Annotated in this window: 26 protein-coding genes and 1 riboswitch; of the genes, 14 read left to right on the top strand and 12 right to left on the bottom strand. The window is 65.6% G+C overall.

Annotated features, from left to right (window positions below; translation table 11 throughout):
• The first annotated feature begins 204 nt into the window (after positions 1-204).
• Positions 205-600: a thioesterase family protein gene (locus tag QX108_RS25635; protein ID WP_315721747.1), complete on the top strand. Its 396-nt coding sequence runs from the start codon at positions 205-207 to the stop codon at positions 598-600.
• Between the two features lie 181 nt (positions 601-781).
• Here QX108_RS25635 and proC read toward each other — a convergent pair whose 3' ends face one another.
• Together proC and QX108_RS25625 are read right to left on the bottom strand one after the other, a co-directional pair.
• Entirely contained in the window at positions 782-1,600 is an 819-nt protein-coding gene (proC, locus tag QX108_RS25630; protein WP_315784536.1) for a pyrroline-5-carboxylate reductase, read from the bottom strand.
• 118 nt (positions 1,601-1,718) lie between these two features.
• Complete coding sequence (locus QX108_RS25625) at positions 1,719-2,219, bottom strand: YbjN domain-containing protein (protein WP_172112422.1); 501 nt, start codon at positions 2,217-2,219, stop codon at positions 1,719-1,721.
• A 391-nt stretch (positions 2,220-2,610) separates the two neighbouring features.
• A riboswitch (FMN riboswitch) is annotated at positions 2,611-2,806 on the top strand.
• 76 nt (positions 2,807-2,882) lie between these two features.
• On the opposite strand from QX108_RS25625, the gene QX108_RS25620 reads away from it, so the two are divergent.
• The 8 genes from QX108_RS25620 to QX108_RS25585 all read left to right on the top strand — a co-directional run bounded on the left by QX108_RS25620 (position 2,883) and on the right by QX108_RS25585 (position 12,793).
• Positions 2,883-3,482 carry a 6,7-dimethyl-8-ribityllumazine synthase gene (locus QX108_RS25620; RefSeq protein ID WP_315784538.1) on the top strand — a complete coding sequence of 200 codons (600 nt, stop codon included), beginning with the start codon at positions 2,883-2,885 and terminating at the stop codon, positions 3,480-3,482.
• Between the two features lie 443 nt (positions 3,483-3,925).
• A complete protein-coding gene (locus tag QX108_RS25615) occupies positions 3,926-5,161 on the top strand; it encodes an MHYT domain-containing protein (RefSeq protein WP_315784540.1) in 1,236 nt (411 codons plus the stop codon).
• Between the two features lie 352 nt (positions 5,162-5,513).
• Positions 5,514-6,377, top strand: a complete 864-nt coding sequence (locus QX108_RS25610) for a xanthine dehydrogenase family protein subunit M (RefSeq protein ID WP_315784542.1) — start codon at positions 5,514-5,516, stop codon at positions 6,375-6,377.
• A 258-nt stretch (positions 6,378-6,635) separates the two neighbouring features.
• A complete protein-coding gene (locus QX108_RS25605; protein ID WP_012029577.1) occupies positions 6,636-7,136 on the top strand; it encodes a (2Fe-2S)-binding protein in 501 nt (166 codons plus the stop codon).
• Positions 7,133-9,553: an aerobic carbon-monoxide dehydrogenase large subunit gene (locus QX108_RS25600; protein ID WP_315787482.1), complete on the top strand. Its 2,421-nt coding sequence runs from the start codon at positions 7,133-7,135 to the stop codon at positions 9,551-9,553. Before QX108_RS25605 ends, QX108_RS25600 begins: the two co-directional genes overlap by 4 nt.
• A 327-nt stretch (positions 9,554-9,880) precedes the next feature.
• Positions 9,881-10,750, top strand: coding sequence for a MoxR family ATPase (locus tag QX108_RS25595; protein ID WP_315787480.1), 870 nt, complete (start codon positions 9,881-9,883; stop codon positions 10,748-10,750).
• Positions 10,747-11,949 carry a VWA domain-containing protein gene (locus tag QX108_RS25590; RefSeq protein ID WP_315787478.1) on the top strand — a complete coding sequence of 401 codons (1,203 nt, stop codon included), beginning with the start codon at positions 10,747-10,749 and terminating at the stop codon, positions 11,947-11,949. Before QX108_RS25595 ends, QX108_RS25590 begins: the two co-directional genes overlap by 4 nt.
• 28 nt (positions 11,950-11,977) lie before the next feature.
• Positions 11,978-12,793 carry an XdhC/CoxI family protein gene (locus tag QX108_RS25585; protein WP_315787476.1) on the top strand — a complete coding sequence of 272 codons (816 nt, stop codon included), beginning with the start codon at positions 11,978-11,980 and terminating at the stop codon, positions 12,791-12,793.
• A gap of 108 nt (positions 12,794-12,901) precedes the next feature.
• On the opposite strand, the gene QX108_RS25580 is transcribed toward QX108_RS25585, so the two are convergent.
• The 7 genes from QX108_RS25580 to QX108_RS25550 form a co-directional block, all read right to left on the bottom strand.
• The gene (locus QX108_RS25580) at positions 12,902-13,996 is read right to left on the bottom strand and encodes an HWE histidine kinase domain-containing protein (protein WP_315787474.1); all 1,095 of its coding nucleotides are present in this window, start codon (positions 13,994-13,996) and stop codon (positions 12,902-12,904) included.
• Between the two features lie 298 nt (positions 13,997-14,294).
• Positions 14,295-15,119, bottom strand: coding sequence for a carbohydrate ABC transporter permease (locus QX108_RS25575; protein WP_315721736.1), 825 nt, complete (start codon positions 15,117-15,119; stop codon positions 14,295-14,297).
• A complete protein-coding gene (locus QX108_RS25570; RefSeq protein ID WP_315721735.1) occupies positions 15,116-16,051 on the bottom strand; it encodes a sugar ABC transporter permease in 936 nt (311 codons plus the stop codon). The genes QX108_RS25575 and QX108_RS25570 overlap by 4 nt, the downstream gene beginning before the upstream one ends.
• The gene (locus QX108_RS25565; protein ID WP_315787471.1) at positions 16,048-17,367 is read right to left on the bottom strand and encodes a sugar ABC transporter substrate-binding protein; all 1,320 of its coding nucleotides are present in this window, start codon (positions 17,365-17,367) and stop codon (positions 16,048-16,050) included. Before QX108_RS25565 ends, QX108_RS25570 begins: the two co-directional genes overlap by 4 nt.
• 126 nt (positions 17,368-17,493) lie before the next feature.
• Entirely contained in the window at positions 17,494-18,726 is a 1,233-nt protein-coding gene (locus tag QX108_RS25560; protein WP_315787469.1) for a benzoate/H(+) symporter BenE family transporter, read from the bottom strand.
• Between the two features lie 516 nt (positions 18,727-19,242).
• Entirely contained in the window at positions 19,243-19,569 is a 327-nt protein-coding gene (locus QX108_RS25555) for a hypothetical protein (protein ID WP_315799612.1), read from the bottom strand.
• Between the two features lie 220 nt (positions 19,570-19,789).
• Complete coding sequence (locus QX108_RS25550) at positions 19,790-20,020, bottom strand: hypothetical protein (RefSeq protein ID WP_315787466.1); 231 nt, start codon at positions 20,018-20,020, stop codon at positions 19,790-19,792.
• Positions 20,021-20,292: 272 nt separating this feature from the next.
• Between QX108_RS25550 and QX108_RS25545 the strand changes: the two genes are divergently transcribed.
• The 5 genes from QX108_RS25545 to QX108_RS25525 all read left to right on the top strand — a co-directional run bounded on the left by QX108_RS25545 (position 20,293) and on the right by QX108_RS25525 (position 23,417).
• The gene (locus QX108_RS25545) at positions 20,293-20,739 is read left to right on the top strand and encodes a nuclear transport factor 2 family protein (protein ID WP_315721730.1); all 447 of its coding nucleotides are present in this window, start codon (positions 20,293-20,295) and stop codon (positions 20,737-20,739) included.
• Positions 20,740-20,862: 123 nt separating this feature from the next.
• Entirely contained in the window at positions 20,863-21,129 is a 267-nt protein-coding gene (locus QX108_RS25540; protein WP_315721729.1) for a hypothetical protein, read from the top strand.
• Positions 21,130-21,340: 211 nt separating this feature from the next.
• Entirely contained in the window at positions 21,341-21,781 is a 441-nt protein-coding gene (locus QX108_RS25535) for a nuclear transport factor 2 family protein (protein WP_315721728.1), read from the top strand.
• 134 nt (positions 21,782-21,915) lie between these two features.
• Positions 21,916-22,851 carry a hypothetical protein gene (locus tag QX108_RS25530; protein ID WP_315787465.1) on the top strand — a complete coding sequence of 312 codons (936 nt, stop codon included), beginning with the start codon at positions 21,916-21,918 and terminating at the stop codon, positions 22,849-22,851.
• A gap of 152 nt (positions 22,852-23,003) precedes the next feature.
• On the top strand, positions 23,004-23,417 hold the full coding sequence (locus tag QX108_RS25525) for a hypothetical protein (protein ID WP_172112404.1): 414 nt from the start codon (positions 23,004-23,006) through the stop codon (positions 23,415-23,417).
• A gap of 348 nt (positions 23,418-23,765) precedes the next feature.
• Here QX108_RS25525 and QX108_RS25520 read toward each other — a convergent pair whose 3' ends face one another.
• The 3 genes from QX108_RS25520 to QX108_RS25510 all read right to left on the bottom strand — a co-directional run bounded on the left by QX108_RS25520 (position 23,766) and on the right by QX108_RS25510 (position 24,965).
• Entirely contained in the window at positions 23,766-23,915 is a 150-nt protein-coding gene (locus QX108_RS25520; protein WP_172112180.1) for a hypothetical protein, read from the bottom strand.
• A 109-nt stretch (positions 23,916-24,024) separates the two neighbouring features.
• Positions 24,025-24,504, bottom strand: coding sequence for a MaoC family dehydratase (locus QX108_RS25515; RefSeq protein WP_315787464.1), 480 nt, complete (start codon positions 24,502-24,504; stop codon positions 24,025-24,027).
• Positions 24,504-24,965 carry a MaoC family dehydratase gene (locus tag QX108_RS25510; RefSeq protein ID WP_315726383.1) on the bottom strand — a complete coding sequence of 154 codons (462 nt, stop codon included), beginning with the start codon at positions 24,963-24,965 and terminating at the stop codon, positions 24,504-24,506. The genes QX108_RS25515 and QX108_RS25510 overlap by 1 nt, the downstream gene beginning before the upstream one ends.
• Positions 24,966-25,157: the final 192 nt, after the last annotated feature.

Below are 25,157 nucleotides of genomic sequence, written 5' to 3'. Positions count from 1 at the left end.
CGAAGCCAATAGCATCTGTTTCGATCACCACCGCTGTCGTCCCGGCGAAAGCCGGGACCCATACCCCCTGGAAGCGGTTTGAGGCAGGCTGGTCATTGGGCTTTTGCCCATCAAGACCGCCGCGGCGTGGGTTCCGGATCGGCGCTGCGCCGCGCTGTCGCGCGTCGCAGCTTGTCCGGGACGACGACTGAACTCGGAGCCACCATGGACGCACGTGACATCATCAAGCCGGGGATGCGCGCCGAGCGCCTGCTCGTGGTGCCGCCGGAGCGCACCGTCGGGCATTTCGTGCCGCATATGCCGATGGTCTATGCGACGCCGATGATGATCCTGGAGATGGAGATGACGTCGGGGGACGCCATCAACCCGGTGCTCCCGCCGGGCTGGGTCACGGTCGGCACCGAGGTCAATGTCCGCCACCTCGCGGCATCGCCGGTCGGCGCGACCATTCGCACGGTCGCCGAGGTGATCGAGGTCGAGCGCCGCGTCATCCGCTTCAGCGTCGAAGCCTATCATGGCGACGTGAAGATCGGCGACGGCCGTCACGGCCGCGGCCTGATCAATGTCGAGCAGTTCAAGAAGCGCTTCGCGGTGCCGTAACTTACCTTACTGGAGGGGACAGGCGGCGGACGAGGTTGCTTGCTGCGCAACGACCAGTCTTGCGTCAAACAAGCTTGTCATGCGCGGGCTTGACCCGCGCATCCATCTTCTCATCAGCCGGTCTTGCGAAGCGGATGGATTGCCGGGTCAAGCCCGGCAATGACGGCGGAGGGTGTGAGAGCTACTTCGCCAATTCCTTCGAGCGGGCCGTCGCGGCCGCCACGGCGCGCTCCAGCAGCGGCTGGAAGCCGTCCGTTCCCATCAGCACCGACAGCGCCGCCGCGGTGGTGCCGCCGGGCGAGGTGACGTTCTCGCGCAACGTCGCTGACGACAGCTCGGACTGGCGCAACAGTTCGCCGCCGCCCGACACCGTGTCGCGCGCGAGTCGCGTGGCCAGCGCCTCTGGCAGCCCGGCAGCGACGCCGGCGCGCGCGAGCTCCTCGGCGAGCAGGAAGACGTAAGCGGGGCCGGAGCCAGACACGGCGGTCACCGCATCCATCAGGGCCTCGTCATCGACCCATTCGACCGCGCCGGTGGCGCGCAACAGCGCGTCGGTCAGGGCGCGCTGGGCGGCGCTGACGTTGCCGGCCGGCACCGCCACGGTGATGCCGCGGCCGATCGCCGCCGGCGTGTTCGGCATCGCGCGCACGACCGCGCCGCCCACGACCTGCTGCAGGCTGGCGATCGTGGTGCCGGCCATGATCGACAGCACCAGCGTGCCGTCGCCGACCCACCGCTTCAGCGCCGGGCCGGCCTCGCGGAACATCTGCGGCTTGACGGCAAGGATGACGACCTCGGCCGGAGCGGCATCAGCCGGATTGAGGCGGACGCCGCGGGCCGCCAGCGCGGTGATCTCCGCCGACGGCATCGGCTCGATCACCACCACCCGCGCCGGATCGAGCCCGCCGGCCAGCCAGCCGGTCAGCATCGCGCCGCCCATCTTGCCGGCGCCGGCCAGCACGATGGTGCCGGTGGTGTTCTGGAGTTCGGATCTGGTCATCAAGCCACCACTTGTCATGGCCGGGCTTGACCCGGCCATCCATCGACAATGAGAAGCGGCTTTTTGAGGTGAGATGGATGCGCGGGTCAAGCCCGCGCATGACGAGAGGGGAGGCGGCTTACGCCTCCCCCGCCGTATCGAACAGCGCCGCCGCCATGGCATCCTGCGTCGACTTGCCGGCCCAGACCACGAACTGGAAGGCGGGGAAATAGCGCTCGCAGGCGTGGATGGCGCCGGCGAGCATGCTTTCGCATTGCGGGCCGGAGGCGGTGATGCCGCCGGGCAGCACCAGCGCCTGGCGGTGCATCACCATGCCGGTGTGGGTCCAGATGTCGAAATGGCCGAGCCAGAGCTGCTCGTTGATGGCCGCGATCAGCCGCTGCACCTCGGCGCGGCGGGCCTCCGGAATCTTCATGTCGAAGGCGCAGGCCAGATGCAGCGCCTCGATCTCGCCCATCCACGTGAAGGAGAGCTGATAGTCGGTCCACTGCCCCTTGGAAGCGATCGTGATCTCGTCCTCGCCGGAGCGCTCGAACATCCAATTGTTGTCGGACGCGATGTTCTCCACCACGCTCAAGGGATGATCTCCGGAATCGATAGTGCTTTCGAGCAGGGACATGCCGTCTCGACCTCGTCTTCTTGATCTCGTTGGTACTTACGCGGCGACCCGGCCCGCACCCTCTGGCGCTTCGAGACCCGGCTTGCAGTCCCGGAGGTACCCCGGGCGTGCGAGGACAAACTGATGTGATTTGCGGAATCTGCGCAACGGGGGGGTGAGTCCGTCCACAGCCAAACACCGCTTCGTCCACAACTCCTGTCCAGCCTGTGGAATCATGCCGTTTTGAGAACAAAACGGAATCGGATTCGCCGCAAACCGCCCGTCCAGGGCGATTTGGCCGCGGGAATGACGTCTGCGGCCGCATGGTGGCCCCTCATAGCCTGCGGGCGTGAGGCCTTGCCGCAGCGGCGGAGCCCCTGCATAGTCCGTTCGGGCCGTCCAGCCGGGCGGCTCATGTTCTCAGGGCGGGGCGAAATTCCCCACCGGCGGTAAGCGGTCTCGGTCGAGAGCGCGAGCCCGCGAGCGCCTTCTCTGGCAGGCCTGATCTGGAGAATTCCGTACTCCCGATCGCGTCGGCAAGGGAAGGGTCAGCAGATTCGGTGCGATTCCGAAGCCGACGGTCACAGTCCGGATGAAAGAGAACGGGTCCCGGCACCCTGCGCACTCAGCGCGGGGGCGTCGTCGTTCCGTGTGCCCTGATTCTGGTCTCTATCGAGGACAACCATGAATCAGATGCTGCAAGACACCATCGACACCACCACCGATATCGCCACTGAAGCCGTGCCGCCGGCGGACACGCCGGCTGCATCCCCGCCTGACGACTCGCCCCCGGCGCCGTCGCATCCGCGCTTCGCCAAGCCGCAGCGGGTCGCCTTCGTCCAGTCGGCCTGGCATCGCGACGTCGTCGCGGAATGCCGGATTGCGTTTCTGGACGAGATCGAGGCACGCCACATTCAGCGCGACCGGGTCGACATCTTCGAGGTGCCCGGCTCGTTCGAGATCCCGCTGCATGCGCAACTGCTCGCCAAGACGCGGCGCTATACCGCGATCGTTGCGGCCGGCCTCGTCGTCGACGGCGGCATCTATCGCCACGAGTTCGTCTCCGACGCCGTCATCAAGGCGTTGATGGACGTGCAGCTGCGCACGGAGGTGCCGGTGTTCTCCGCCGTGCTGACGCCACAGCAATTCCACGAGACGCAGGCGCATTTCGAGTTCTTCAGGAAGCATTTTGCAACCAAGGGCGTCGAGGTGGCGACGGCCTGCGCGGAGACCTTGCTGAGCCTGGAGCGACTGCGCAGCCAGGTGGCGGCGGGGATCATCTGAGGCGGGGAGGGCGTGTGGCTGGCAGAGGCGAGCCACACGTCTTCGTCTGCTCTCATTGCCGAGATCGCGCATCTCACAGCACGGGCGCCGGGCTCCCCTCCCCCTTGCGGGGAGGGGTTGGGGGTGGGGGTCTCCGGGCGCTGAATCCCATGAGACTCACTTCCGGCAATATGCCTTCTCGCAGTCGACGCTCATCACTTTGAGCGGAATGCGTGGACCCCCACCCCCGACCCCTCCCCGCAAGGGGGAGGGGAGCGCACCGTCTTCGCGGTGAGAGTTCGGATCTCTCTCGCGCCCAAGAGCAGCGATTGTGTTCGACGCTCGGTAACCCCAGCGACATCACGCCCCCTCGCGCTCCCCGCCTTGTGTTGTCATTCCCCGCTCGCCCCCTGTAAAATCTTTGCGGGAGGAGGCTGGCCCGTGGCGACGGGCGGCCGGCAAGGATGATCGAAGGATACGATCCTTATCTCGTCGCGCTCTCGGTCGTGATCGCGAGCCTGGGTGGTTATACCGGATTCAGTCTCACCGCGCGCATCCGCAGCGGGCCGGGGGCGAGTCCGCGCGTGCTGCTGTCGGGGGCCGCGGGCATTCTCGCGGTCGGCATCTGGACCATGCATTTCGTGGGCATGATGGCCGCGCCGCTGCCGGCGGATGCCGTGTATCTGGTGCTGCCGACCATCATCTCCTTCCTGATCTGCGCGCTGGTCGTGGGTATCTCCCTGTTCTTCGTCAGCATCGGCGATCCCTCACCGCAGCGAGTCGTGCCCTCGGCGCTGCTGCTCGGCGCCGGCATCGCCAGCATGCATTATGTCGGCATGCACGGCCTCGCCGGCCGGTTCGGGCTGACGCATGATCCCGCGCTGGTCGCGCTGTCGGTCGCGATCGCGATCGTCGCCGCCTATGGCGGCCTGCGCATCTTCCTGGCGCGGCAGGACGGCCTGCGGCTCGCCATCAGCGCGCTCGCCTTCGGCATCGCCGTCTCCGGCATGCATTACACGGCGATGCTGGGCATGCATGTCGTGCCGGCCGGCGAGGGACATCAGCATGCCGCCGCGGGGCTTGCTGCGTCGCCGCAGGTGCTGGCGATCGTCGTGGCTGTGCTGTGCTTCGTCGTGGCCGCAGGCTTCCTGCTGTCGCTCGTGCCCGACGCGCGACGCGCGGTGGAGCCGGCCACGTCTCCCCCCGTGGCTGCCCCTGACCTCGCACCGGAGCCGGTCACCCCGCCGCCTGCGGCGCAACCCGTTGCGGCTGCTCCTCCCGACGCGCTCGAAAGCGCTCCTCCCACACGTATCAAGGCCGCTCCGCTGGGCGGCATCGGCCAGCCGCCGCGCATCGCGGCAGTGCGGCTGCCGCTCGAAGGCGCCAACGGCACCCATTTCATCGACGCCGGGGATGTCCGCAGCGTCCGCGCCGATGCGCACTATACGAGAGTGCACGACGGCACCCGCGAGCGGATGTGCCCGTGGTCGATCTCCGAGGCCGAGGCGCAGCTCGATCCCGGCCGTTTCATCCGGGTGCATCGCAGTCACATCGTCGCGATCGAGCATGTGACCTTCGTCGGCAAGGAAGGCGAGGGCGCCATCATCGAGCTCGACGGGCCGTCGAAGCCGCGCGTGCCGGTCAGCCGCGCCAAGGTCGCCGAGGTCAAGGCGCGGCTCGGGCTGCGTCGGCCGGCGTGATCTCGGGATGTCGTTTCGCGCCTGCAGCATCCGGCGCGGCCTCCTTTGCAATGCACATCGCCTGACGTCGTGAGCATCGTACGCCGCTGCGCCTTCGCGCATCCGATCGCAGTCGTCATTCGCGCGATTAGGTCGTGTCGACTGACGCAATTCGTGCGCGTTGATCCGCCATTCGTGCGAATTCACCGCTCTCCGTGCCCGCTCCGTTGCGCGGCCCGCGATCCCGATCGACTCTCCCGCCCAATTTGCGATCCGCTGGCGTTCACAATTCGCTCTTGCAGCACGAACGTTCGCGCATCGACGTAAACGGCCAAGCCGGCAAGGCAGGCCAGCATGAGGGAAGGGAAACGAGATGATTCCTGGTCCGTTCGACTATCACCGGCCCGCGAGCGTCGGTGACGCGATCAAGCTGCTCGCCGATCTCGGCGACGAGGCCCGTCCGCTCGCCGGCGGTCACAGCCTGCTGCCGATGATGAAGCTGCGGCTGGCGACGCCTGCGCATCTGGTCGACCTGCACGGCATCGCCGGCCTCAAGGGCATCTGCCGCGAGGGCGACCGCATCGCGATTGGCGCCATGACGACACAGGCCGAGTTGCTAACCTCCAAGGAGATCGGTGAGGCGTTGCCGATCCTGCATGAGACGGCGCTGCTGATCGCCGATCCGCAGGTGCGCTACCGCGGCACGCTCGGTGGCAACGTTGCCAATGGCGATCCCGGCAACGACATGCCGGCGCTGATGCTGGCGCTGGATGCGACGTACCGACTCGAAGGGGCAAACGGCGCCCGCGAGGTCGCGGCGCGGGAATTTTATCAGGGCGCGTATTTCACCGCGCTGGAGCCCGGTGAGATCCTGACGGGAGTCAGCATTCCCGTGCCGCCGGCGGGGCACGGCTATGCCTACGAGAAGCTCAAGCGCAAGGTTGGCGATTATGCGACGGCGGCGGCCGGCGTCGTGCTGACGATGGTCGGCGGCAAGGTGGCGACGTGCGTGATTTCGTTGACCAACCTGCATGAGACGCCGCTGCTGGCGACGGACGCGGCGAATGCGGTGATCGGCACCACGCTAGATGAGGCGGCGCTGAAAGCCGCCGCGACGGCGGCGCGCGCGATCATGCAGCCGGCCTCCGACGCGCGCGGCCCGGCCGAGTACCGCATCCATGTCGGCGGCATCATGGTCATGCGCGCGCTGCAGCGCGCGGCGAGCCGGGCGAAGTAAGGAATCGATGCGGAAGCCGCGCACGCGGTGCAACCTCGCCCCGCCAGGGCGAAGCGAAGCTTCGCTAGGGCGGGGAGAGGTCGGATTGCATCGAAGATGCAATCCGGGTGAGGGGGTACAGGTCTCACCGCATACACCGCTCGTGCGGCTGCCCCTCACCCCAACCCTCTCCCCGTGAAGAACGGGGAGAGGGAGCGCACCGAGATCGCGGCTGATAGCTCGGCTCAAAATTCAAAGACGTTCTTTAGGGAGCACCGAATGCCCAAAACCCACGTTACGATGAAGGTGAACGGCAGCGAGGTCGAAGGTCTCGCCGAGCCGCGCACGCTTCTGGTTCATTTCCTGCGCGAGCAGGCACAGCTCACCGGCACGCATATCGGCTGCGAGACCAGCCATTGCGGCGCCTGCACGGTCGATATCGACGGCATGAGCGTGAAGAGCTGCACCATGCTCGCGGTGCAGGCCAATGGTGCCGAGATCACCACGATTGAGGGCATGGCCAATGCGGACGGCACGCTGTCGCCGCTGCAGGAAGGCTTCCGCATGATGCACGGCCTGCAATGCGGCTTCTGCACCCCCGGCATGATTCTTCGCGCGCACCGGCTGTTGAAGGAGAATCCGTCGCCAACCGAGGCCGAGATCCGCGCCGGCATCTCCGGCAACATCTGCCGCTGCACCGGCTATCAGAACATCGTCAAGGCGATCCAATACGCCGCCGCCAAGATCAACGGCGTTGAATTCCAGGAGGCCGCGGAATGAACGACATGACTCCCACGCGGGAACAACGCGAAGCCGCCCTCGAAGGCATGGGCTGCCGGCGCAAGCGCGTCGAGGACATCCGCTTCACCCAAGGCAAGGGCAACTACGTCGATGACGTCAAGCTGCCGGGCATGCTGCATGGCGACTTCGTGCGCTCGCCGCATGCCCATGCGCGCGTTAAGGCGATCCACACCGAGGAGGCGCTGAAGGTGCCGGGCGTGCTCGCGGTCATCACCGCCGAGACCTTGAAGACCGTCAACCTCGCCTGGATGCCGACATTAGCCGGCGACGTGCAGATGGTGCTCGCCGACGGCAAGGTGCTGTTCCAGAACCAGGAGGTCGCCTTCGTCGTCGCCACCGACCGCTACGCCGCCGATGACGGCGTCTCCAAGGTGGTCGTCGACTACGAGCCGCTGCCGGTTCTGGTCGATCCGTTCAAGGCGATGGACCCGGATGCGCCGGTGCTGCGCGAGGATCTCGCCGGCAAGACCTCCGGTGCGCACGGCCCGCGCAAGCATCACAACCACATCTTCGAATGGACCGTCGGCGACAAGGAGCTGACCGACGCGGCGTTCAAGAAGGCGGATGTGACGATCAAGGAGATGATCTCCTATCACCGCACCCATCCGTCGCCGCTGGAAACCTGCCAGTGCGTGTGCTCGTTCGACAAGATCAAGGGCGAGCTGACGATCTGGGGCACCTTCCAGGCGCCGCATGTCATTCGTACCGTGGTGTCGCTGATCGCCAAGCTGCCGGAGCAGAAGATCCACGTCATCGCGCCGGATATCGGCGGCGGCTTCGGCAACAAGGTCGGCGCCTATCCCGGCTATATCTGCGCGGCGGTGGCCTCGATCGTCACCGGCAAGCCGGTCAAATGGGTCGAGGACCGCATCGAGAACCTCACCGCCACCGCGTTCGCGCGCGACTATCACATGACGACCGAGATCGCGGCGACCAAGGACGGCAAGGTCACCGGCCTGCGTGTCCACGTGCTGGCCGATCACGGCGGCTTCGATGCCTGCGCCGATCCGTCGAAATGGCCGGCCGGCTTCTTCAACATCGTCACCGGCTCCTACGACTTTCCGGTCGCACATCTCGCGGTCGACGGCGTCTACACCAACAAGGCGCCGGGCGGCGTCGCCTATCGCTGCTCGTTCCGCGTCACCGAGGCCGCCTACTGCATCGAGCGCGCGATGGACATCCTGGCGCAGAAGCTCGGCATGGATCCGGCCGAGCTGCGCCTGAAGAACTTCGTCAAGCCGGAGCAGTTTCCCTATCACTCGGCCTTGGGGTGGGAATATGATTCCGGCGACTACCACACCGCCATGCGCAAGATGATGGAGACCGTCGACTACGCTGGTCTCCGCAAGGAGCAGGCCGAGAAGCGCGCCGCGTTCAAGCGCGGCGAGACCCGGGAGATCATGGGCATCGGCATCGGCTTTTTCACCGAGATCGTCGGCGCCGGCCCGTCGAAGAACTGCGATATTCTCGGCATCGCGATGTTCGATTCCTGCGAGATTCGCCTGCACCCGACCGGGGCGGGCATCGCGCGGATGGGCACCAAGAGCCAGGGCCAGGGGCACGAGACCACCTGGGCGCAGATCATCGCCAGCGAGATCGGCATTCCCGCCGACAACATCATGGTCGAGGAGGGCAACACCGACACCGCGCCTTACGGCCTCGGCACCTACGGCTCGCGCTCGACGCCGGTCGCCGGCGCGGCCATTGCGATGGCTTCGCGCAAAATCAAGGCCAAGGCGCAGATGATCGCGGCCTACAAGCTCGAGGTCCACGAGGACGATCTCGAATGGGATATCGACGGTTTCCGCGTCAAGGGCCTGCCGGAGAAGGCGATGTCGATGAAGGACATCTGCTGGGCGGCGTACAACTCGGTGCCGCCGGGCATGGAGCCGGGGCTGGAGGCGGTGAGCTACTACGATCCGCCGAACATGACCTATCCGTTCGGCGCCTATCTCTGCGTGATGGACATCGATGTCGATACCGGCGTGTACAAGGTCCGGCGCTTCTACGCGCTCGACGATTGCGGCACCCGCATCAACCCGATGATCATCGAGGGCCAAGTGCATGGCGGCCTCACCGAGGCCTTCGCCATCGCGATGGGCCAGGAGATCCGCTACGATTCGGAAGGAAATGTCGTCACCGGCTCGTTCATGGACTTCTTCATGCCGACCGCGGTCGAGACGCCGCATTGGGAAACCGACTACACGGTGACCCCGTCGCCGCACCATCCGATCGGCGCCAAGGGCGTCGGCGAAAGCCCCAATGTCGGCGGCGTGCCGGCATTCTCGAACGCTGTCAACGACGCGTTCTCGTTCCTCGGCGCCACGCACATCCAGATGCCCCACGACTTCTGGCGCAACTGGCAGGCGGCGAAGAATTTGGGGGTGGTGGCGTAGGCGCGATCGCGTGCTCGGTCGTCATTGCGAGGAGCGAAGCGACGAAGCAATCCAGAGTCCCACCCGAGCCCCTGGATTGCTTCCGCCTACGCTCTGCGAGCTTCGGCGGACACGTCGCTTCGCTCGCAATGACGCGGAGAGAGCGAACGAAATCGCCGAAAAGGACGTGGCGGCATCGACGGTGCGCTCCCCTCCCCCTTGCGGGGAGGGGCGGGGGGTGGGGGTCTCCGGCGGCGGTGTCGCTTGGGGCCACCCCCCTCCCTAAGCCTCCCCCACAAGGGGGGAGGAAGGCAGCGAGTTCGCCATGAGATCGAGAAACGAACGCAGATGAAAACCCGCGACGACATCGCGCAATCTCTTGCCGCCTGCGGCTACATCGCCGATGGCGAGCTGGCGATGGCGATTGCGCTGATGCAGCTGCTGAAGCGGCCGCTGTTGCTGGAGGGCGAGGCCGGCGTCGGCAAGACCGAGGTGGCGAAGGCGCTGGCCGCGGTTGAAGGCACCGAGCTGATCCGGCTGCAATGCTATGAGGGGCTCGACCAGAGCGCCGCGCTCTACGAGTGGAACTATCAGCGTCAGTTGCTCGCGATCGAAGCGCATCGTGGCCATGCCGACGCGATCGAGGACCGGATCTTCTCCGAGAAGTATCTGCTCGAGCGTCCGTTGCTCGCCGCGATCCGCCGTGCAACGCCGCCGGTGCTGCTGATCGACGAGATCGATCGCGCCGATGACGAGTTCGAGGCGTTCCTGCTGGAGCTGCTGTCCGATTTCCAGGTCTCGATCCCCGAGCTCGGCACCATCACGGCGACCAGCATCCCGCATGTGGTGCTGACCTCGAACGGCACCCGCGAGCTGTCCGACGCGCTGCGCCGCCGCTGCCTGTATCACTATGTCGACTATCCCGACGTCGACCGCGAGGCCCGCATCATCCTGGCGCGGATCGACGGCGCCTCCGCGCAGCTTGCGCTGCAGATCGCGCGGATGGTCGAGGGGCTGCGCAAGGAGGAGCTGCGCAAGGTGCCCGGTGTCGCCGAGACGCTGGACTGGGCCGCGGCGCTGGTCGGGCTGGATATCCGCGATCTCAAGGATCAGCCGGAGGTCATCCATGACACCCTGATCTGCCTACTGAAGACCCATGAGGACCGCGCCCGCATCACGCGCGAGGTCTCGGCGCGCTTGTTGGGGAAGGTCGCATGAGCTGCTGCGGCGCCACGCCCGATCATGAAGACATGGACGCGGTGGCGCGGCTGGTCGCCGGCCGGCTCGGCGCCTTCCTGCGGACGCTGCGCGACAACGGCTTTGCAGTTGGAATGCCCGAAGGACAGGACGCCGCGGCGGTGATGGCCGCGGGCTATGCCGACAAGCCCGGCTTGCTGCGCTCCGCCTTCAAGCATCTGTTCGCGGCACGCAAGAGCGAGTGGGATCGCTTCGATGGCCTGTTCGACGCGTTCTGGCTCGGCAAGCGCGTGCGCTCGCGGGTGCTCACATCGGGATCGCCGCAGGCTGCGAACAGCCCGTCCTTGAAGACGCTGCAGGACGCTGGCGCCGGTCAGCGCGGCCCGCAAGGCGCGATGGATCAGGTGCCGTCTGAGGAGGCGCCACGCGAAAACGGCGAGGGCATCCGCGAAGGCGTCTCACACGTGGAAGCGATCAGCGACACCGACTTCCGCAAGCTCGCCGATCCCGACCAGGTCGCGCTCGCGCATGAGGCGGCGGCTCGGCTGGCCAAGGCGATGCGCACGCGGCTGACGCGGCGCGACCAGCTGCGGCGCAAGGGCGAGCGCCTCGATCTGCGCCGGACCATTCACCGCAATATCAGCCACGGCGGCGTGCCGATCGCGCTGGTGCATCGCCGCCGCAAGGTGAAGCCGCTGCGGCTTGTGGTGTTGCTCGATGCGTCCGGCTCGATGAGCGCCTACACCGCGGTGTTCCTGCGCTTCATCCACGGCGTGCTCGACACGTTTCGCGAGGCTGAGGCGTTCCTGTTTCACACCCGGCTCGCCTACGTCTCCGATGCGATGAAGGAGCGGGATGCCGCGCGGGCGCTCGACCGTCTCTCGATGATGGCGCAAGGCGCCGGCGGCGGCACGAAGATCGGCGAGAGCCTGCAGACCTTCAACCGCTGGCACGCCGCGCGCGTGATCCATTCGCGCACCTGCGTGATGATCGTCTCCGACGGCTATGACACCGGCGATCCCGCACTGCTCGGCCGCGAGATGGCGCAATTGCGCCGCCGCTGCCGCCGCATTGTCTGGCTCAACCCGATGCTCGGCTGGGACGGCTATGCGCCCGAGGCGCGCGGCATCAAGGCGGCACTGCCGCATGTCGATCTCTACGCGCCGGCGCACACGCTGAGCTCGCTCGCGGCGCTGGAGCCGTATCTGGCGAGGTTGTGAGGCCATGCCGTCCGAGAGGAGCTCATCCATGACTATCTCCACCGAACTGCTCGACCTCGCCGCGCAGCTGAAGGCCGACGACCAAAGCTTCGTGCTCGCCACGGTCGTGCGCACCGTATCGGTGACGGCTGCCAAGGCCGGCGCCAAGGCGATCATCCGTCCGGACGGCACCATCGTCGCGGGCTGGATCGGCGGCGGCTGCGCCCGCGGCGCGGTGCTGAAGGCGGCGCGCGAGGCGCTCGCCGATGGCGTCCCGCGCATGGTCTCGGTGCAGCCCGACAACCTGCTCGCCGAGCTCGGCGTCAAGCCGGGTGAGACCAGAGAGGGGGTCCGCTTTGCGTCCAACATGTGCCCCAGCAAGGGCACGATGGACATCTTCGTCGAGCCGGTGCTGCCGCATCCCGCGCTGATCATTCTCGGCGCCAGTCCTGTGGCGATCGCACTGGCCGCGCAGGCGCGCCCGCTCGGCTATCACGTCACCCTCGCCGCGCCGGCCGCCGATCTCGTCACCACGCCGCAGGCGGATGTCCTGATCGACGGGTTCACGTTGAACGAACGGGCGACGGGCAGCCGCTTCGTCGTGGTGTCGACCCAAGGCAAGGGCGACGAGGCGGCGCTGCGCGCCGCGCTCGGCTGCGACGCGGTTTATCACGCGTTCGTGGGCAGCCGCCGCAAGATGGACAGCCTGCGCGGGAAGCTGATCGAGGACGGCATCGACGCCGCGCAGCTCGACCGGGTGAAGGCGCCGGCCGGGCTCGATCTCGGGGCCATCACGCCGGAGGAGATCGCGATGTCGATCCTGGCCGACATCACGCTGACGCGCCGCCGCGGCCAGCGCGGCTGAGGCGCCGCTAGATCATGATGCGTTTCGGCGGAAAACGCATCATGATCTCATCTCTTTTTTGAGCACGATCTTTTCGGAAAACCGGTTTCCACTTTTCCGGATCATGCTCTAAGGCGTCAGCGGCAGATCGAATTGCACCTTGAGCCCATCAGCGGCGAAGTCGCGCGTCACCTGGCCTTTCAGCGCCGCGCCGAGAATGCGCTCGAACAGCAGCGAGCCGAAGCCGTTGCGGGCCGGCGGGCTGACTGGCGGTCCGTCGCTCTCCTCCCAGGAGAGAGCAAGGCGGCCGTCGGCATGGCGCCAGCTCAGCGCCACCCGGCCCGCATCGTTCGACAGCGCGCCATATTTCACGGCGTTGGTGACCAGCTCGTGCAGCCCCATCGACAGATACAGCGCGATGCCCGGCGCCAGCTGCACCGCCGGGCCATCGACCACCACGCGGTCGGATTGCAGCGGGGCCAGCTCGGCGCAGACCAGCTCATTGAGGGCGATCGCCTCGCGCCCGCGGTCCAGCGCCAGCGCGTGGCTGCGGGTGAGGGCGGCGATGCGGCCGCGCAGCACCTCGCCGAACTCCGTCAGGGCGGAGTCGGCGCGGATGCTGAGCGCGATCACGCTGTCGACCAGAGCGAGCGTGTTCTTCACCCGATGATTGAGCTCATGGACCAGCACGCGCTGATGCTGCTCGATCGTGCGCCGCCGCGCATTTTCAGTGCGTAGCGCGATCTCGTCCATGACGATCTCGCTGAGCTCGGTGAGCTGGGCCACGTCGTCCTCGCTCCACGGCCGCGGCTCGTGGTCGATGGCGCAGAGCGCGCCGATCACCTCGCCGCTCGGCAGCTTCAAGGGGACGCCGAGATAGGCGATGACGCCGAGTACGGGTACCGCGAGATTGTCCTTCACCAGCGGATGCTGGTTGGCATCGCTGACGACCAGCGGCTGCGCCGACGTCACGACGTGCTGGCAGAACGAGTGGCTGAGCGGCGTTTCGCGCAGCGAGGCCCATGGTTCGCACAGCCCCATCGAGCTCTTGAAGAACTGCCGGTCGCGGTCGACCAGCGCGATGATCGCGGCGGGCGCCTGCAATAGCCGCGTCGTCAGGCGCGTGACGCGATCGAAGCCGGGCTCGGGCGGCGAGTCGAGCAGCTCGGTCTGCAACAGGGCAGCCAATCGGTCTGGCGCTGGAGCGTCGCGATCGGATGTCATGAAGCTTTCGTCGGTCGGGCGTTCAGCCGGTGATGGGTTTGCACGACGGACCGAACGGGGGGCCAACCCCGAGCGGTCGATCGTGCGGCGTAGGTATTCGGCTGGGACGAAGCCGTCACGGACACGAGACGGAACCGTTTAACGCGATTGAGCGCCCGCTTCAGCGACGGAGGCGAATCCCGGTTCCATCCAGGTAACCAAGTGGCAGACTGTGGCCTGACCAAGGCAAATCTGGCATTCCGCCGCAGCTTCTGTTGGCATGCATTATACCGAACAAAGCGCCGAAATCTCCACGACGTCAGCCGCCTTTGACCGCACCGGCGGTGAGGCCCGCGACGATCTGCCGTTGCGCAAACACGGTCAGCAGCAGCACCGGCAAGGTGACGATCAGCGCAGCCGCGGCGAGCGGGCCCCAGCTCAGCTGATCGAACGAGATCATGTTGTAGACCGCGACGGGCAGGGTGCGCGTCTCGCGACCGGCCAGCACGATGCCGAACACGAAGTTGTTCCAGGAGAAGATCACGGCGAGGATGAAGGCGACCGCAAGCCCGGGCTTGGCGACAGGCAATGCGACGTGGCGGAACACCTGCCAACGCGTCGCGCCGTCGATGCGCGCGGCTTCCTCCAACTCGATCGGCGTGGTCTCGAAATAGCCGATCATGATCCAGATCACGATCGGCACGGTGACGACGAGGTGGATGATGATCTGCGGCCACAGGGTGCCGAGCAACCCGAGCCACTGAAACAGCAGGAACAGCGGGATCAGATAGGACAGGCCGGGCGTGATGCGCGCGATCAGGATCACGATCGCCGACTTATGCGCGGCCATGCGGGCGATGCCGTAGCCGGCGGGCACGCCGACCAGCATCGCCAGCGCCGTCGCGCCGCCGGTCACCAGCACGCTGTTCTTGAAGTAGGTGAAGAAGCGGTTGGAGGACAGCACGTCGGTGTAGTTCTTCCAGGCGAAATGCTCGGGCCAGAACACCGGCGGAAAGGCGGCATTGTCGACCTCGAACTTCACCGACAGCGAGATCATCCAGAGGAAGAACAGGATCGCCGGAGAGACGATGAGGAATACGCCGACCGCGAGACCAAGCCGGCCGAGAAGGGTGTTCACGCTCATGTGTCGCTCCCGAGCGCATTCCACTGCGCGCGCCGTCGCAGCACCAGCAGCAGCGCGGTGAGTGCCACGATCAGGGCGAAGAACACCACCGCGATCGCCGAGGCATAGCCGAGGTCGTAATAGACGAAGGCGACGCTGTAGAGATAGAGGTTGATGGTCTCCGATGCCGAGCCGGGGCCGCCCTGCGTGATCGCGAAGATGATGTCGAAGCTCTTGATGGCGTCGATCGCGCGGATCATCGCCGCGATGAACAAAAACGGCATGATCAAAGGCAGGGTGATGTAGCGGAACATCTGCCAGGTCGAGGCGCCATCGATCTGCGCGCTCTCGTAGGGCTCGGTCGGCAGCGAGGCGATGCCGCCGAGCACGATCAGCATGACCAGCGGCGTCCACTGCCAGGTCTCGACCAGCACCAGCGACGGGATCACCGTGCCCGGGTGGAACACCCACAACTGCGGCGGCAGGCCGACGAGCGACAAGAGATAGTTCAGAATCCCGAGCTGCGGGTGGAACATCATCGTCCACACCAGGGCGATCGCGACCGGCGTCGCCATCATCGGCATGATGAACAGCGCGCGCAGCAGGCCGCGCCCGGGGAAGCGCGCGTGGAACACCACCGCCGCAAGCGTGCCGAGCACCAGCGGCAGCAGCACCGACAGCGCAGTGTAGGACAGCGTATGCCCGACAGATTCGACGAAGCGCGGATCGGCAGGCAGTCGCAGGTAGTTCGACAGCCCGACGAACGTCGTGGGTGAGCCGACCTTCCACTCCTGGAAGCTCATCCAGATCGTGAACAGCCAGGGAAAGATGATGACAGCGAGGACGGTGACCAGCGCCGGCACCACGAACGGCCAGTAGGACGGCGGCCGCAACGCACGTTCCGGCGCAGCAGCCTCCGCTGCCGCGCCAGCCTGTTCGACGATCGTGCTCACGCTTTTTCGCTGCGCTCCAGGATCGGGCGGAACTGCTCGTGCGCCTTCTTCAGCTCGGTGGCCGGATCGGCGCCCGACAGCGTGGCCGTCAAGGCCGCGCCAACGAGATCGCGGAATTCGGCGACCGGAATGATCACGGGCAGGCCAAGCTTGGAGATCTTGCCGGAGTCGATCGCCGATTGCAGCCATTCCTTGGGCATCTTCACGCCGCCCTGAACCCCTGGGTCGTTCAGCACCGAGTTGCGGAACGGCACGCCCCCGCCGGCCTGCACCAGGCGAGCGCCCTGCGGCTTGGACACCAGCCACTGGCAGAGCAGCCAGGCCGCTTCCTTGTTCTTGCTCGCCGCCGCAATGCCGATGCCGTCGCCATAGGTCGCGGAGTACTGCCCCTTCGGTCCGGCGGGCACCACGGTGTAGCCGACCTTGCCGACGATGCGAGATGCGTTCGGATCCTCCAGCGGCGGGGCCCAGCCGACGCCGTCGATCCACATTGCCGAGCGTCCTTGCGTGAACGAGGCCATCGACTCCATCCAGTTGAAGCCGGCGACGCCGGGAGGCGCGCAGGTCGTGAGCAGCTTCTGATAGAGCTTGGTGGCTTCAACCGCTTCGGGACCGTCGGTCAGGATGTTGCCCTTGGCGTCGAGGAATTCGCCGCCATAGTTGAGGAAGAAGTTGGTCCACAAGGTCATGTTGGCATTGCGCAGGCCGCGGCCGACGAAGCCGAAGGTACCGTCCTTGGGATCAGTGAGCTTCTGCGCTGCTGTGACCATCTCGTCGAGTGTCTTCGGCACCTCGACGCCCTTCTTCGCGAACAGCTCCTTGTTGTAGTAGAGGATGAAGTAGTCGACCGACCATGGCAGCGAGAACATGCGGCCCTTGTCGTTGCTGGCGTAAGTCAGGCCTGCGGCGGAGAAATCGCTCTGCACGAGGTCCGGCGCGGTCAGGTTCGGGTCCTTCATCATGTCGGTGATGTCGGCGAGCCAGCCGGCCTTCTCGAACTGCCGCTTCTGCACGTGATAGCTCAGATGCACGACGTCGAAGCTCGGCTTGCCCGACGACAGCTCGATCACCACCTTCTGACGCTGCTGCTGCTCGGGGATCTGCTCGGACTCCACCTCGATGCCGGTCAGGGCAGTGAATTCCTTGATGTTCTTCTGCAGATTGTCGCCGCGCGGCCCCTTGGCGAGGATCACCTCGAGCTTGGTGCCGGCATATTTCTTCCACTGCGGCTCCGACCAGGCAGGTTGGCCGGTGAGCGCCAGCGCGCCTGCTGCTGCCGTGCCCGCAAGCATGTTGCGGCGCGTGATCGCGGTCATTCGTACCCTCCCAGGAGACTTTTTGTTTGGTCGTGAAGTGTAGCGCGATCCGGCGGCGCTGCAACAGGGCGTTGCCCGCTGGGTTGGGGATGCGACGACGACGCGTGATGCGATGCGGTAAGCGGCTCACACGTCCGACGCAGCTGCAAAATCCGCCCGCTCGAGCAGCCACGAGATCGCAAAGCCGGCGACGAGCCCCCAGAACGCCGCGCCGATGTTGAGCAGCGGCACGTCGGCGACGGTCACGAGGAAGGCCATCAGAGCGCCGAGCGAGAACCGTGTCTTGAACGCGGTCACGAACGCCGTCTGCAGTACGCGCAGCATGGCCAGGCCCGCCAACGTGGTGATCAATGATTTCGGCGCGATCAACAACAGCGTCGTGAAGGTCGGCGCCAGCAGGCCGAAGCCGATCGCGAGCAGGCCTACGACCATCGCCGCAGTATAGTGTCGCTTGCGCTCGCCGCCGGAGACCACGATGGCGTTGGTCGGACCGGTGAGGCAGGTCGAGACGCCCCCGACGATGGCGGCCAGCGCCGAGCCGAGGCCGCAGGCAAGGGTCACGGCATTGACCGGCGGCTTGTGGCCAGCGGCTGTCAGCACCGCAAAGCCCTGGCCGTTCTGCACCACCAGCACGGTGACTGCGAGCGGCACCACGAGCTCGATCATGGCCGCCAGCGACCAGGACGGGGTTGGGATCACCGGGCTGATCAGTGCAATCTGCAGCGACGCATCCTGATGATATCTGCCGAACGCAGTGGCTGCGAGCGTGCCGACGACCAGCGCGCCGATGATCGGCGGACAGCGCCGCCCGAGCGCGGGCAGCGCCGTCAGCACGAGCCACACGCCGACCATCGGCCCGGCAATGGCGAATTCGCCGAGCACGGCGCGGACCAGGTCGAGGCCGAACCGCAGGAAGACGCCGGCCACCATGCCCATCACGATCGGCATCGGCACCAGCTGCATCGCGCGTTTGACCCAGCCCGACAACCCCAGAACGAGCATCAGCAGTGCGGTGCCGTAGAACGCTCCGATGACCTGCGGGAAGCTGAGATGGGTCAGTGAATGTCCAACCAGGACCGTGCCCGGAATGGTCCAGAACAGCACCAGCGGCTCGCGATAGAGCCATGACAGCAGGATCGTGATCAGGCCGTTGATGAAGAACACGCCGAAGATCCACGACGCGAGCTCGGCCTGGGACAGCCCGCCATTGGCGCCGACCGACAGGATGATGGCCACGGGCCCCGTGATGGCGAACAGCCAGCCGATGAAGCCGTGCGAGGCGTAGAGCGGACCGAAGTCAGTCTTGATCTGACCGAGGCCGGGTGGCCGACCCGCGGGCCGTTCGATGGCGCTGAACATGGAATCAGGGGCTCAAAGCGTGTCTTGTGGTCGTCCTTGGTGTCGCGCCGGCTGTTGTGGCGGAATGAGGTGAACTGTGCAAGGCGGGGATGGATTGCCGGGCCGTTCGCAATCTACCTCGCTCGAAGCGATGGTCTCTGTTCACGCTTTCGGACCGGTCCACGATGGTGATCGACGAGCGGATTGCATCCATTGGAGTTGCCGGGTCTCAGTGCTGTCGCCACCCGCCGCCGAGAATGGACTGTTAGTACTACTGTGTCAGAAAAGGGCTTCGCTCTCTCGACGTGTCGTTCCGGGGCGCCCGAAGGGCGAGCCCGGAACCCATACCCACAGGCAATCGTGTGAGGCAGGCTGGTCGTGGGCACTTTCCGCCAAACATCTGTCTGTGGCTATGGATTCCGGGCTCGCCCTCCGGGCGCCCCGGAATGACCACGGGATAGCTGGCAGTATTTCTGACGCAGTAGCATTAGCTCTGCCTTCAACGGACGAAGGGGAGGCGATGCCCTGAGGCGCACTTCAGCCCATCGCGAGTGCGGCGACCGACAGCACTGCCAGCATCACCGTCGAGCTCAACAGCTGCAGCGAGCCTTCGGACTGCGTGCGCCAGCGCAGCACCTTGTCGGCGACGCCGATCGTCGCGTCGTAGAACTCCGCTGCATAGGCCTGCTTGAGCACATGCGGATAGCGCGGTCCGGCGGCCGAGGTCATCAGCACATGGATGATGGTCGCCGTGGCGACGAAGCCGATGATGCTGGTGTGCAATGCCGTGCTGTGCGCCAGCTTGAGAATCAGCGCGGCACCGGCGTAGGTCGGAATGGCCTGGAACAGGGCGGTCAGTGCCATTCCTTCGAGCAGGTTGAGAAGCGGCGCCTTTGGCGCCGATGAGCTGGGGGACGCGGCGGCGTGCATGATCGGACATCCATTTGCGGAGGCCCTCGGCGAGGACCAGACGGATCCGATGTAGCCCCCTTTGACCGTCATCACCGTGAGGCGGATCACGTCGTGAGCGTACCGGCCATCTGACGCCCGGATGCGTCAAGTCATTGCGACGCTATCGCATCAGCTACATGCGGCCCTGGCCGTTCACCCGGGTCTGCTGCTGATGACGGTCCTGCTCCTTGGCGCGATGACGGCCATAGAGGCAGCCTGCGGCTGCGCCGAGCACGCCGTGGTGACCGGCATAATGGCCGGCCACGCCGCCGACGATGGCACCCTTGATGCAGCCCTTGGCCTCGGCGGCTTCGGTGGATAGCAGCGCAATGGCGGCGACTGTCAAGGCAAGCATGGCTTTCATGTTCGTGCTCCATAGGAAGGCTGTTCTCTAACCATCGCTATGCGGCGTAGTTCCCGCCACGCAACCAATGTCATGCCTGACGCGAACCTTTTGATCGCGCCTCTGACCTACGGCTTGAGAGACTTGATCGCGTGCACGACCTGTTGCCAAGCTTCCATTCACCGTATCGGCGCATTGTGCCTGCAGACGGTCGCACGGGTGATTGACGGTCGAAGGCCAATCTCTCCAGAACGAGTGGCGGCAACAAGGGCATTCCGGTCAGTGGAGACAGGATGATCGAGCACATCAACAAGCAACGCGTGCGCAAGCTGCTCGAGGCCCATGCCGCCGGCGATTTCGACACGGTGCTGGCCTTTTGCAGCGACGACCTCGAGCACTTCGCCTCCGCTCCGATCGACATCTTTCCCCATCTCGGGCGACGCCGCGGCAAGGCCGAGGTGCGGCAGATGTGGGAGGTCGCCCGCAGCCGCTATGCGGACGTCAGGCACGAGATCAAGACCATGATCTGCGAAGGCGACCAGGTCGCCGCCGATCTCCGCATCTTCCTGCGCAAACGCGACAACGAACGCATCGTGCAGTACGATCTGGCCGCCTTCTACACGCTGCGCGACGGCCGCATCAGCCGCATCCGTGAAATCATGGATACGTTCGACCTGGTGCAGCAGGTGCTCGAATGCGACCTCAGCCGGCTGCTGATCGCCGGAACCGCTCGGCCCTAACTCGTCACGCCGGGGCGATCCGCCGCCGATCACGCAAATGTCAGCACGAGATTGGTGCGCGGTTTGAACCTGCGGGCGCCGCCGCGAACCCATCAGCGGGCAGCTGACGGGGCATCGGTGAACATGAAGATCGCATTCCTGGCGATGGCAGGGCTGGTGATGGGAGTCGTGGGGGGCGCCACGGTCGGAATCGGCCTGGGGCTCGCCTGGATCGAGCTGTTCAGCACCAGCGAGTTCGAGGGTTATGCCGGCATGCTGGTGTTCTTCACCTTCATGCCGCTCGGCGCCCTGATTGGCGGCCTTGGCGGCGCCACTCTGTTCGGAATGGCGGCGTTCCGCGATCACGAGGTGGCGATCGCGCGCCAACATATGCCTCACGAACGGGGTTGAAGAGTCCCGATCGTCATTCTCCACCCCTGCGGCGACGTCCCACGCGGTCGCGGTGTGCATTTGTGCAATGCAAAAACAACCGTTGCGCGTGCTTCTCAGACGCGTATCTAGGAGATCATTAAGTTGGATTGGCGCCCCGGCGCGATGTCATGACGATATCGCCTGATGGCTGGCGCGCCGCCTTGCAAGCCAGATCAGGATCAGCAGAAAGATGACGGAGCATAGCCTCTGGCGTCTGTCGCGCGCGTTGCATCGCGCGATCAACGACCGCCAATTCGACGCGCTCACCGAGCTTCTCGACGACGACGTTGACTGGGCCATCTACGGCCCGATCGACATGTTTCCGTTTCTCGGCGCCCGGCTCGGCAAGGATGCTGTGCTCGAGACCGTCCGGCAGATCGCGGACACCGTGCACATCCGAAGGCTCGATCGCGAGACGCTGATGCTGGATGACGGCGCGGCTGCCACGATGGTCCGCTGCGCCATGACCACCCAGGAGTCCGACAAGCCGATCACGGCCCGGCTCGCGCAATTCATGCATTTTCGAGCCGGCAAGCTGGCGCGGCTGCGCATCCTCATCGACACGTTCGATCTGGTGGAGCAGACGCTCGGCCGGCCCATCGACCTGCCCCGGATCGGCAGCTTCGCCTGAAGCCGGTCGCCTGCGTGTTGGATTGCAGTCACACCCACCAACAGCCCAACATATCGTGACTGGCGCAGCCATAATTTTGCGCCAAGATTCGACCATATTCTGACGGACAGGTTCGGGCGGCGGGGGTTGCTCTCATGAGATCGTATGGTTGCGCGCTGGCGGTTTTCACGGCCGGCTTCGGGGTTCTTACGTCCTCCGCGCAGGCCCAGTCTCTGATGCAGGCGCCGCAGCCGATGCAGATCGTTCCCTGGCAGCAGATCGCTCCGGCCCCGCAGGAGGCGGAGGACGAAGAGGCGGAAAATCAGGTCGCCGCAGCTGACCCGATGAAGGACATCGACGTCGAGAAGCTCGACTGGAGCCAGCTCGCGATCGACGAGACCACCTTTCTCGATCGTCCCGAGGCCGCTGCCGCGGCGAAGCGTAAAGCAGCCGCCGAGAAGGCGGCCGCGCTCGACTGGTCGAACCAGAACAAGGGAAGCCTTGCCTCCGGCGTGTCGGTCAAGCAGTCGGTGTCTCCGTTCTGGGACGCGCGTGTCGGCGCCGACATGACGGTCGCACGGCAGCCGACCACGATGTCGGAATTGCTGGCGGAAAAGGCCGAGAACGGCGGCAACGCTCCGCAATCCGGCGGCTCGGCCTGGGCTGCCATCACCGCGCCCGGCGCAGGCTCGATCTGGGACAAGACGGCGGTCGAGGCTCGTGTCGATCCGGGCTCGGACCAGAGCCGGCTCGGCACCACCATCACCAAGGCCGTGCCGATCGATCACTACAATCTGACCTTGCAGAATGGCTACAACGTCACGCAGCAGGGCATGGTGCCGATCCCTGGCGCCGCGCCGAAAACGAGCCGCAGCTTCGACACCGAGCAATCCGCGAGGCTGTCGATTGAGGACACCGGGACGAGCGTCACGGCGGGACAAACATTGTCGTCGAGCGATGACAAGTGGCTGCGCAAGATCGGTGCCGAGCAGAAGCTGTCGGATGGTCTGAGCGTGTCCGGCACGGTCAGCGAAACGGCGCAGGGCGGCACCAGCAAGAGCATCTCCGCCGGCTTCAAGCGGAGCTGGTAAGGTTAACGAATTGCGGCAGCCCGCCACGAATGATCGAACCGGCGCCGCAGCTTCGCCGCGGTGCGGCCCAATTTGGCCGCACTGATAGGCTTTGAGAAGTTCGTCGTGCGGGGACACCGCGCTCGCTTGAACGCGAAATGAGGAAATAGCCGATGAATGCCATTCGTCCGGACAAGATCGATGGAACTGAAGCCGAGCTGGATACGGATCTGGCTGCGGTCTCGGAAGTCGAGGCCGGCATTCGTGATTTCGTCCGTAATGATATCGCCTATCTGCGCCGCCCCAATGCGGCCGCCACGGCCGAGGCCGCGATCGATGCCGATGCTGCCGTCAACAGCGTCACCACGCTGATCCAGCGCGTTGCCGGCACCTCCCTGTCGGAGATCGAGAACCTGATCGGGGAGCTCGAGAGCCTCCGCGAATTGCTGCACGCCGAAGGCCAGCGTGTGCAGCGCGAGATCGCGAGCTACGCCCAGCTCAGCCAGGCGGCGATGAAGTCGACGCGCGCGATCGCCGAGAACGTGACTCAGTGGAAGCGAGCCGCCGACGGTCTGCGCAGCAGCTGATCGGTCTCAAGGGCTTCAAAGCGAGCCGCCGCGCGAGCCATCGCGTGGCGGCTTTCGTCGTTGGTGTGCCATACCCTTGAACGTCTCGTGACGGCCCTGCGACCAACACGTGCCCAGTTGTTTGCGGGCATGTTGGGGCGGGGGCATTCACGTCGATGGAAACGATCCGGCCGGAAAACACCGATCCGATCCCGCTGCGGCCTCAGCCTCAGCGGATCGGGACCATCATGGTCCGCTTCGTCGGATTGCTGGTGATTGCGATGGCGGTCATGGTGCTCATCTGGAGCCGTTAGACCGCCGCTACGAACGGCTGCGCCGCTCGTCGTAGTTAATAAAGATTTAAGATCGTCACTCTTCGACGGAGGCCGAGGTCTCCAGCGAATACGAGCCGTCGGCATATCCCTTTACGACCATTCCCGTCGCAAGCATTACCGCGAGCGTCACGCTGGCAAAGATAAAGCCGAGGAGTTTCAGACCGCTGCGATCTGCCATGTTCATCCCCCACATCCTGATCCCTGATGGGCTGTCTTATAGAGTCGGGGTTCAGAATGCGTTAGCGCGAAGTTCGTTCCGTGCTGACAATCCTACGCAGCGTGACCTTTTCGCCTCAACCATTGTTCCGTCTCGGCACGAAGGCCGATGCGAGCACGGAGAACACCAGTTCACCGTGCTGATTGGTGCCGGTATTGCGCGCCTGCAAGATGCCCCACTGCGGACGCGACGCCGATGCACGAAGCGAATCAATCTCGCTCACGAAGCTGATCGTGTCGCCGGCAAGCACGGGCTTGAGCCAGCGCAGCTCACGAAATCCGGGCGAGGGGCCCCCGACCGCGACCGGCTCGCCGCGCGAGCGCGCGATCTCCGCGAGCCGTTGATTGTCGGCGATGATCAGCTTCATGCAGACCGAGCCGATATGCCAGCCGGAGGCGGCGAGCCCGCCGAACAGCGAGTTGCGGCCTTCCTCCTCGTCGAGGTGAAAGCGCTGCGGATCGAATTGCGCGGCGAAGCGTTTGATCTGCTCCGCAGTGAACGTGTAGGAGCCGAGCTCGCGGCGCTGGCCGACCTGAAGATCCTCGAAGAAGCGCATCAGACGACCTGCCCGCTGCGCTCACGCCGCTCGACGATGATCGGAGATTCCATCTCGCAAAGCCTCTCGCCGGCCTTGTTGCGCACGCTGCATTTGAACGTGACGATCCCGGTCGACGGCCGGCTGCGCGACACCCGGCACTCCTTCACCTCCACATCGAGCATCAGTTCGTCGTTCGGTCGCAATGGCGACAGCCAGCGCACCTCGTTGACCCCCGGTGAGCCCAGCGAGGCGGTGCGGCCGATGAAGCCGTCGAACATCATGCGCATCATCAGCGAGCACAGATGCCAGCCTGACCCTGAAAGGCCCTTGAGCATCGACTGCGAAGCAGCCTCGTCGTCCAGGTGCATCGGCTGCGGATCGAACTCGGACGCAAAGGCGATGATCTCGTCGCGCGAGACGTGTCGCGGGCCGAAGCTGCCGAACGGGCCTTGGGGAAAATCTTCGAAGGTGAGGGTCATGGGGTCGGGAATGGCTGAAAGAAGCCCGATTGTGGCCGCACTTTGCAGCAATCACAACCGGGCCGCTCGCATGGCTGAGGCCCGGTCACGTCGCACGAGAGTGCCAGAAGGCGCCAGATACCGGGATCAATTCGGCTGCCGCGCCTGCCGTCTGGCGCCGGATTCGAGCAGGACTTAAAGACGGATTTGCGT

The organism is Bradyrhizobium sp. SZCCHNR1002, assembly GCF_032381435.1.
GTDB classification, from domain to species: domain Bacteria; phylum Pseudomonadota; class Alphaproteobacteria; order Rhizobiales; family Xanthobacteraceae; genus Bradyrhizobium; species Bradyrhizobium aeschynomenes.
This window is presented reverse-complemented; position numbering and strand designations above follow the sequence as displayed.

What these genes read in the sequence shown, in the direction of transcription:
- QX108_RS25635 (WP_315721747.1), top strand. Translation starts at nt 205, where the DNA reads ATGGACGCACGTGACATCATCAAGCCGGGGATGCGCGCCGAGCGCCTG.
- proC (WP_315784536.1), bottom strand. Translation starts at nt 1,600, where the DNA reads ATGACCAGATCCGAACTCCAGAACACCACCGGCACCATCGTGCTGGCC.
- QX108_RS25625 (WP_172112422.1), bottom strand. Translation starts at nt 2,219, where the DNA reads ATGTCCCTGCTCGAAAGCACTATCGATTCCGGAGATCATCCCTTGAGC.
- QX108_RS25620 (WP_315784538.1), top strand. Translation starts at nt 2,883, where the DNA reads ATGAATCAGATGCTGCAAGACACCATCGACACCACCACCGATATCGCC.
- QX108_RS25615 (WP_315784540.1), top strand. Translation starts at nt 3,926, where the DNA reads ATGATCGAAGGATACGATCCTTATCTCGTCGCGCTCTCGGTCGTGATC.
- QX108_RS25610 (WP_315784542.1), top strand. Translation starts at nt 5,514, where the DNA reads ATGATTCCTGGTCCGTTCGACTATCACCGGCCCGCGAGCGTCGGTGAC.
- QX108_RS25605 (WP_012029577.1), top strand. Translation starts at nt 6,636, where the DNA reads ATGCCCAAAACCCACGTTACGATGAAGGTGAACGGCAGCGAGGTCGAA.
- QX108_RS25600 (WP_315787482.1), top strand. Translation starts at nt 7,133, where the DNA reads ATGAACGACATGACTCCCACGCGGGAACAACGCGAAGCCGCCCTCGAA.
- QX108_RS25595 (WP_315787480.1), top strand. Translation starts at nt 9,881, where the DNA reads ATGAAAACCCGCGACGACATCGCGCAATCTCTTGCCGCCTGCGGCTAC.
- QX108_RS25590 (WP_315787478.1), top strand. Translation starts at nt 10,747, where the DNA reads ATGAGCTGCTGCGGCGCCACGCCCGATCATGAAGACATGGACGCGGTG.
- QX108_RS25585 (WP_315787476.1), top strand. Translation starts at nt 11,978, where the DNA reads ATGACTATCTCCACCGAACTGCTCGACCTCGCCGCGCAGCTGAAGGCC.
- QX108_RS25580 (WP_315787474.1), bottom strand. Translation starts at nt 13,996, where the DNA reads ATGACATCCGATCGCGACGCTCCAGCGCCAGACCGATTGGCTGCCCTG.
- QX108_RS25575 (WP_315721736.1), bottom strand. Translation starts at nt 15,119, where the DNA reads ATGAGCGTGAACACCCTTCTCGGCCGGCTTGGTCTCGCGGTCGGCGTA.
- QX108_RS25565 (WP_315787471.1), bottom strand. Translation starts at nt 17,367, where the DNA reads ATGACCGCGATCACGCGCCGCAACATGCTTGCGGGCACGGCAGCAGCA.
- QX108_RS25560 (WP_315787469.1), bottom strand. Translation starts at nt 18,726, where the DNA reads ATGTTCAGCGCCATCGAACGGCCCGCGGGTCGGCCACCCGGCCTCGGT.
- QX108_RS25555 (WP_315799612.1), bottom strand. Translation starts at nt 19,569, where the DNA reads ATGGCACTGACCGCCCTGTTCCAGGCCATTCCGACCTACGCCGGTGCC.
- QX108_RS25550 (WP_315787466.1), bottom strand. Translation starts at nt 20,020, where the DNA reads ATGAAAGCCATGCTTGCCTTGACAGTCGCCGCCATTGCGCTGCTATCC.
- QX108_RS25545 (WP_315721730.1), top strand. Translation starts at nt 20,293, where the DNA reads ATGATCGAGCACATCAACAAGCAACGCGTGCGCAAGCTGCTCGAGGCC.
- QX108_RS25540 (WP_315721729.1), top strand. Translation starts at nt 20,863, where the DNA reads ATGAAGATCGCATTCCTGGCGATGGCAGGGCTGGTGATGGGAGTCGTG.
- QX108_RS25535 (WP_315721728.1), top strand. Translation starts at nt 21,341, where the DNA reads ATGACGGAGCATAGCCTCTGGCGTCTGTCGCGCGCGTTGCATCGCGCG.
- QX108_RS25530 (WP_315787465.1), top strand. Translation starts at nt 21,916, where the DNA reads ATGAGATCGTATGGTTGCGCGCTGGCGGTTTTCACGGCCGGCTTCGGG.
- QX108_RS25525 (WP_172112404.1), top strand. Translation starts at nt 23,004, where the DNA reads ATGAATGCCATTCGTCCGGACAAGATCGATGGAACTGAAGCCGAGCTG.
- QX108_RS25520 (WP_172112180.1), bottom strand. Translation starts at nt 23,915, where the DNA reads ATGAACATGGCAGATCGCAGCGGTCTGAAACTCCTCGGCTTTATCTTT.
- QX108_RS25515 (WP_315787464.1), bottom strand. Translation starts at nt 24,504, where the DNA reads ATGCGCTTCTTCGAGGATCTTCAGGTCGGCCAGCGCCGCGAGCTCGGC.
- QX108_RS25510 (WP_315726383.1), bottom strand. Translation starts at nt 24,965, where the DNA reads ATGACCCTCACCTTCGAAGATTTTCCCCAAGGCCCGTTCGGCAGCTTC.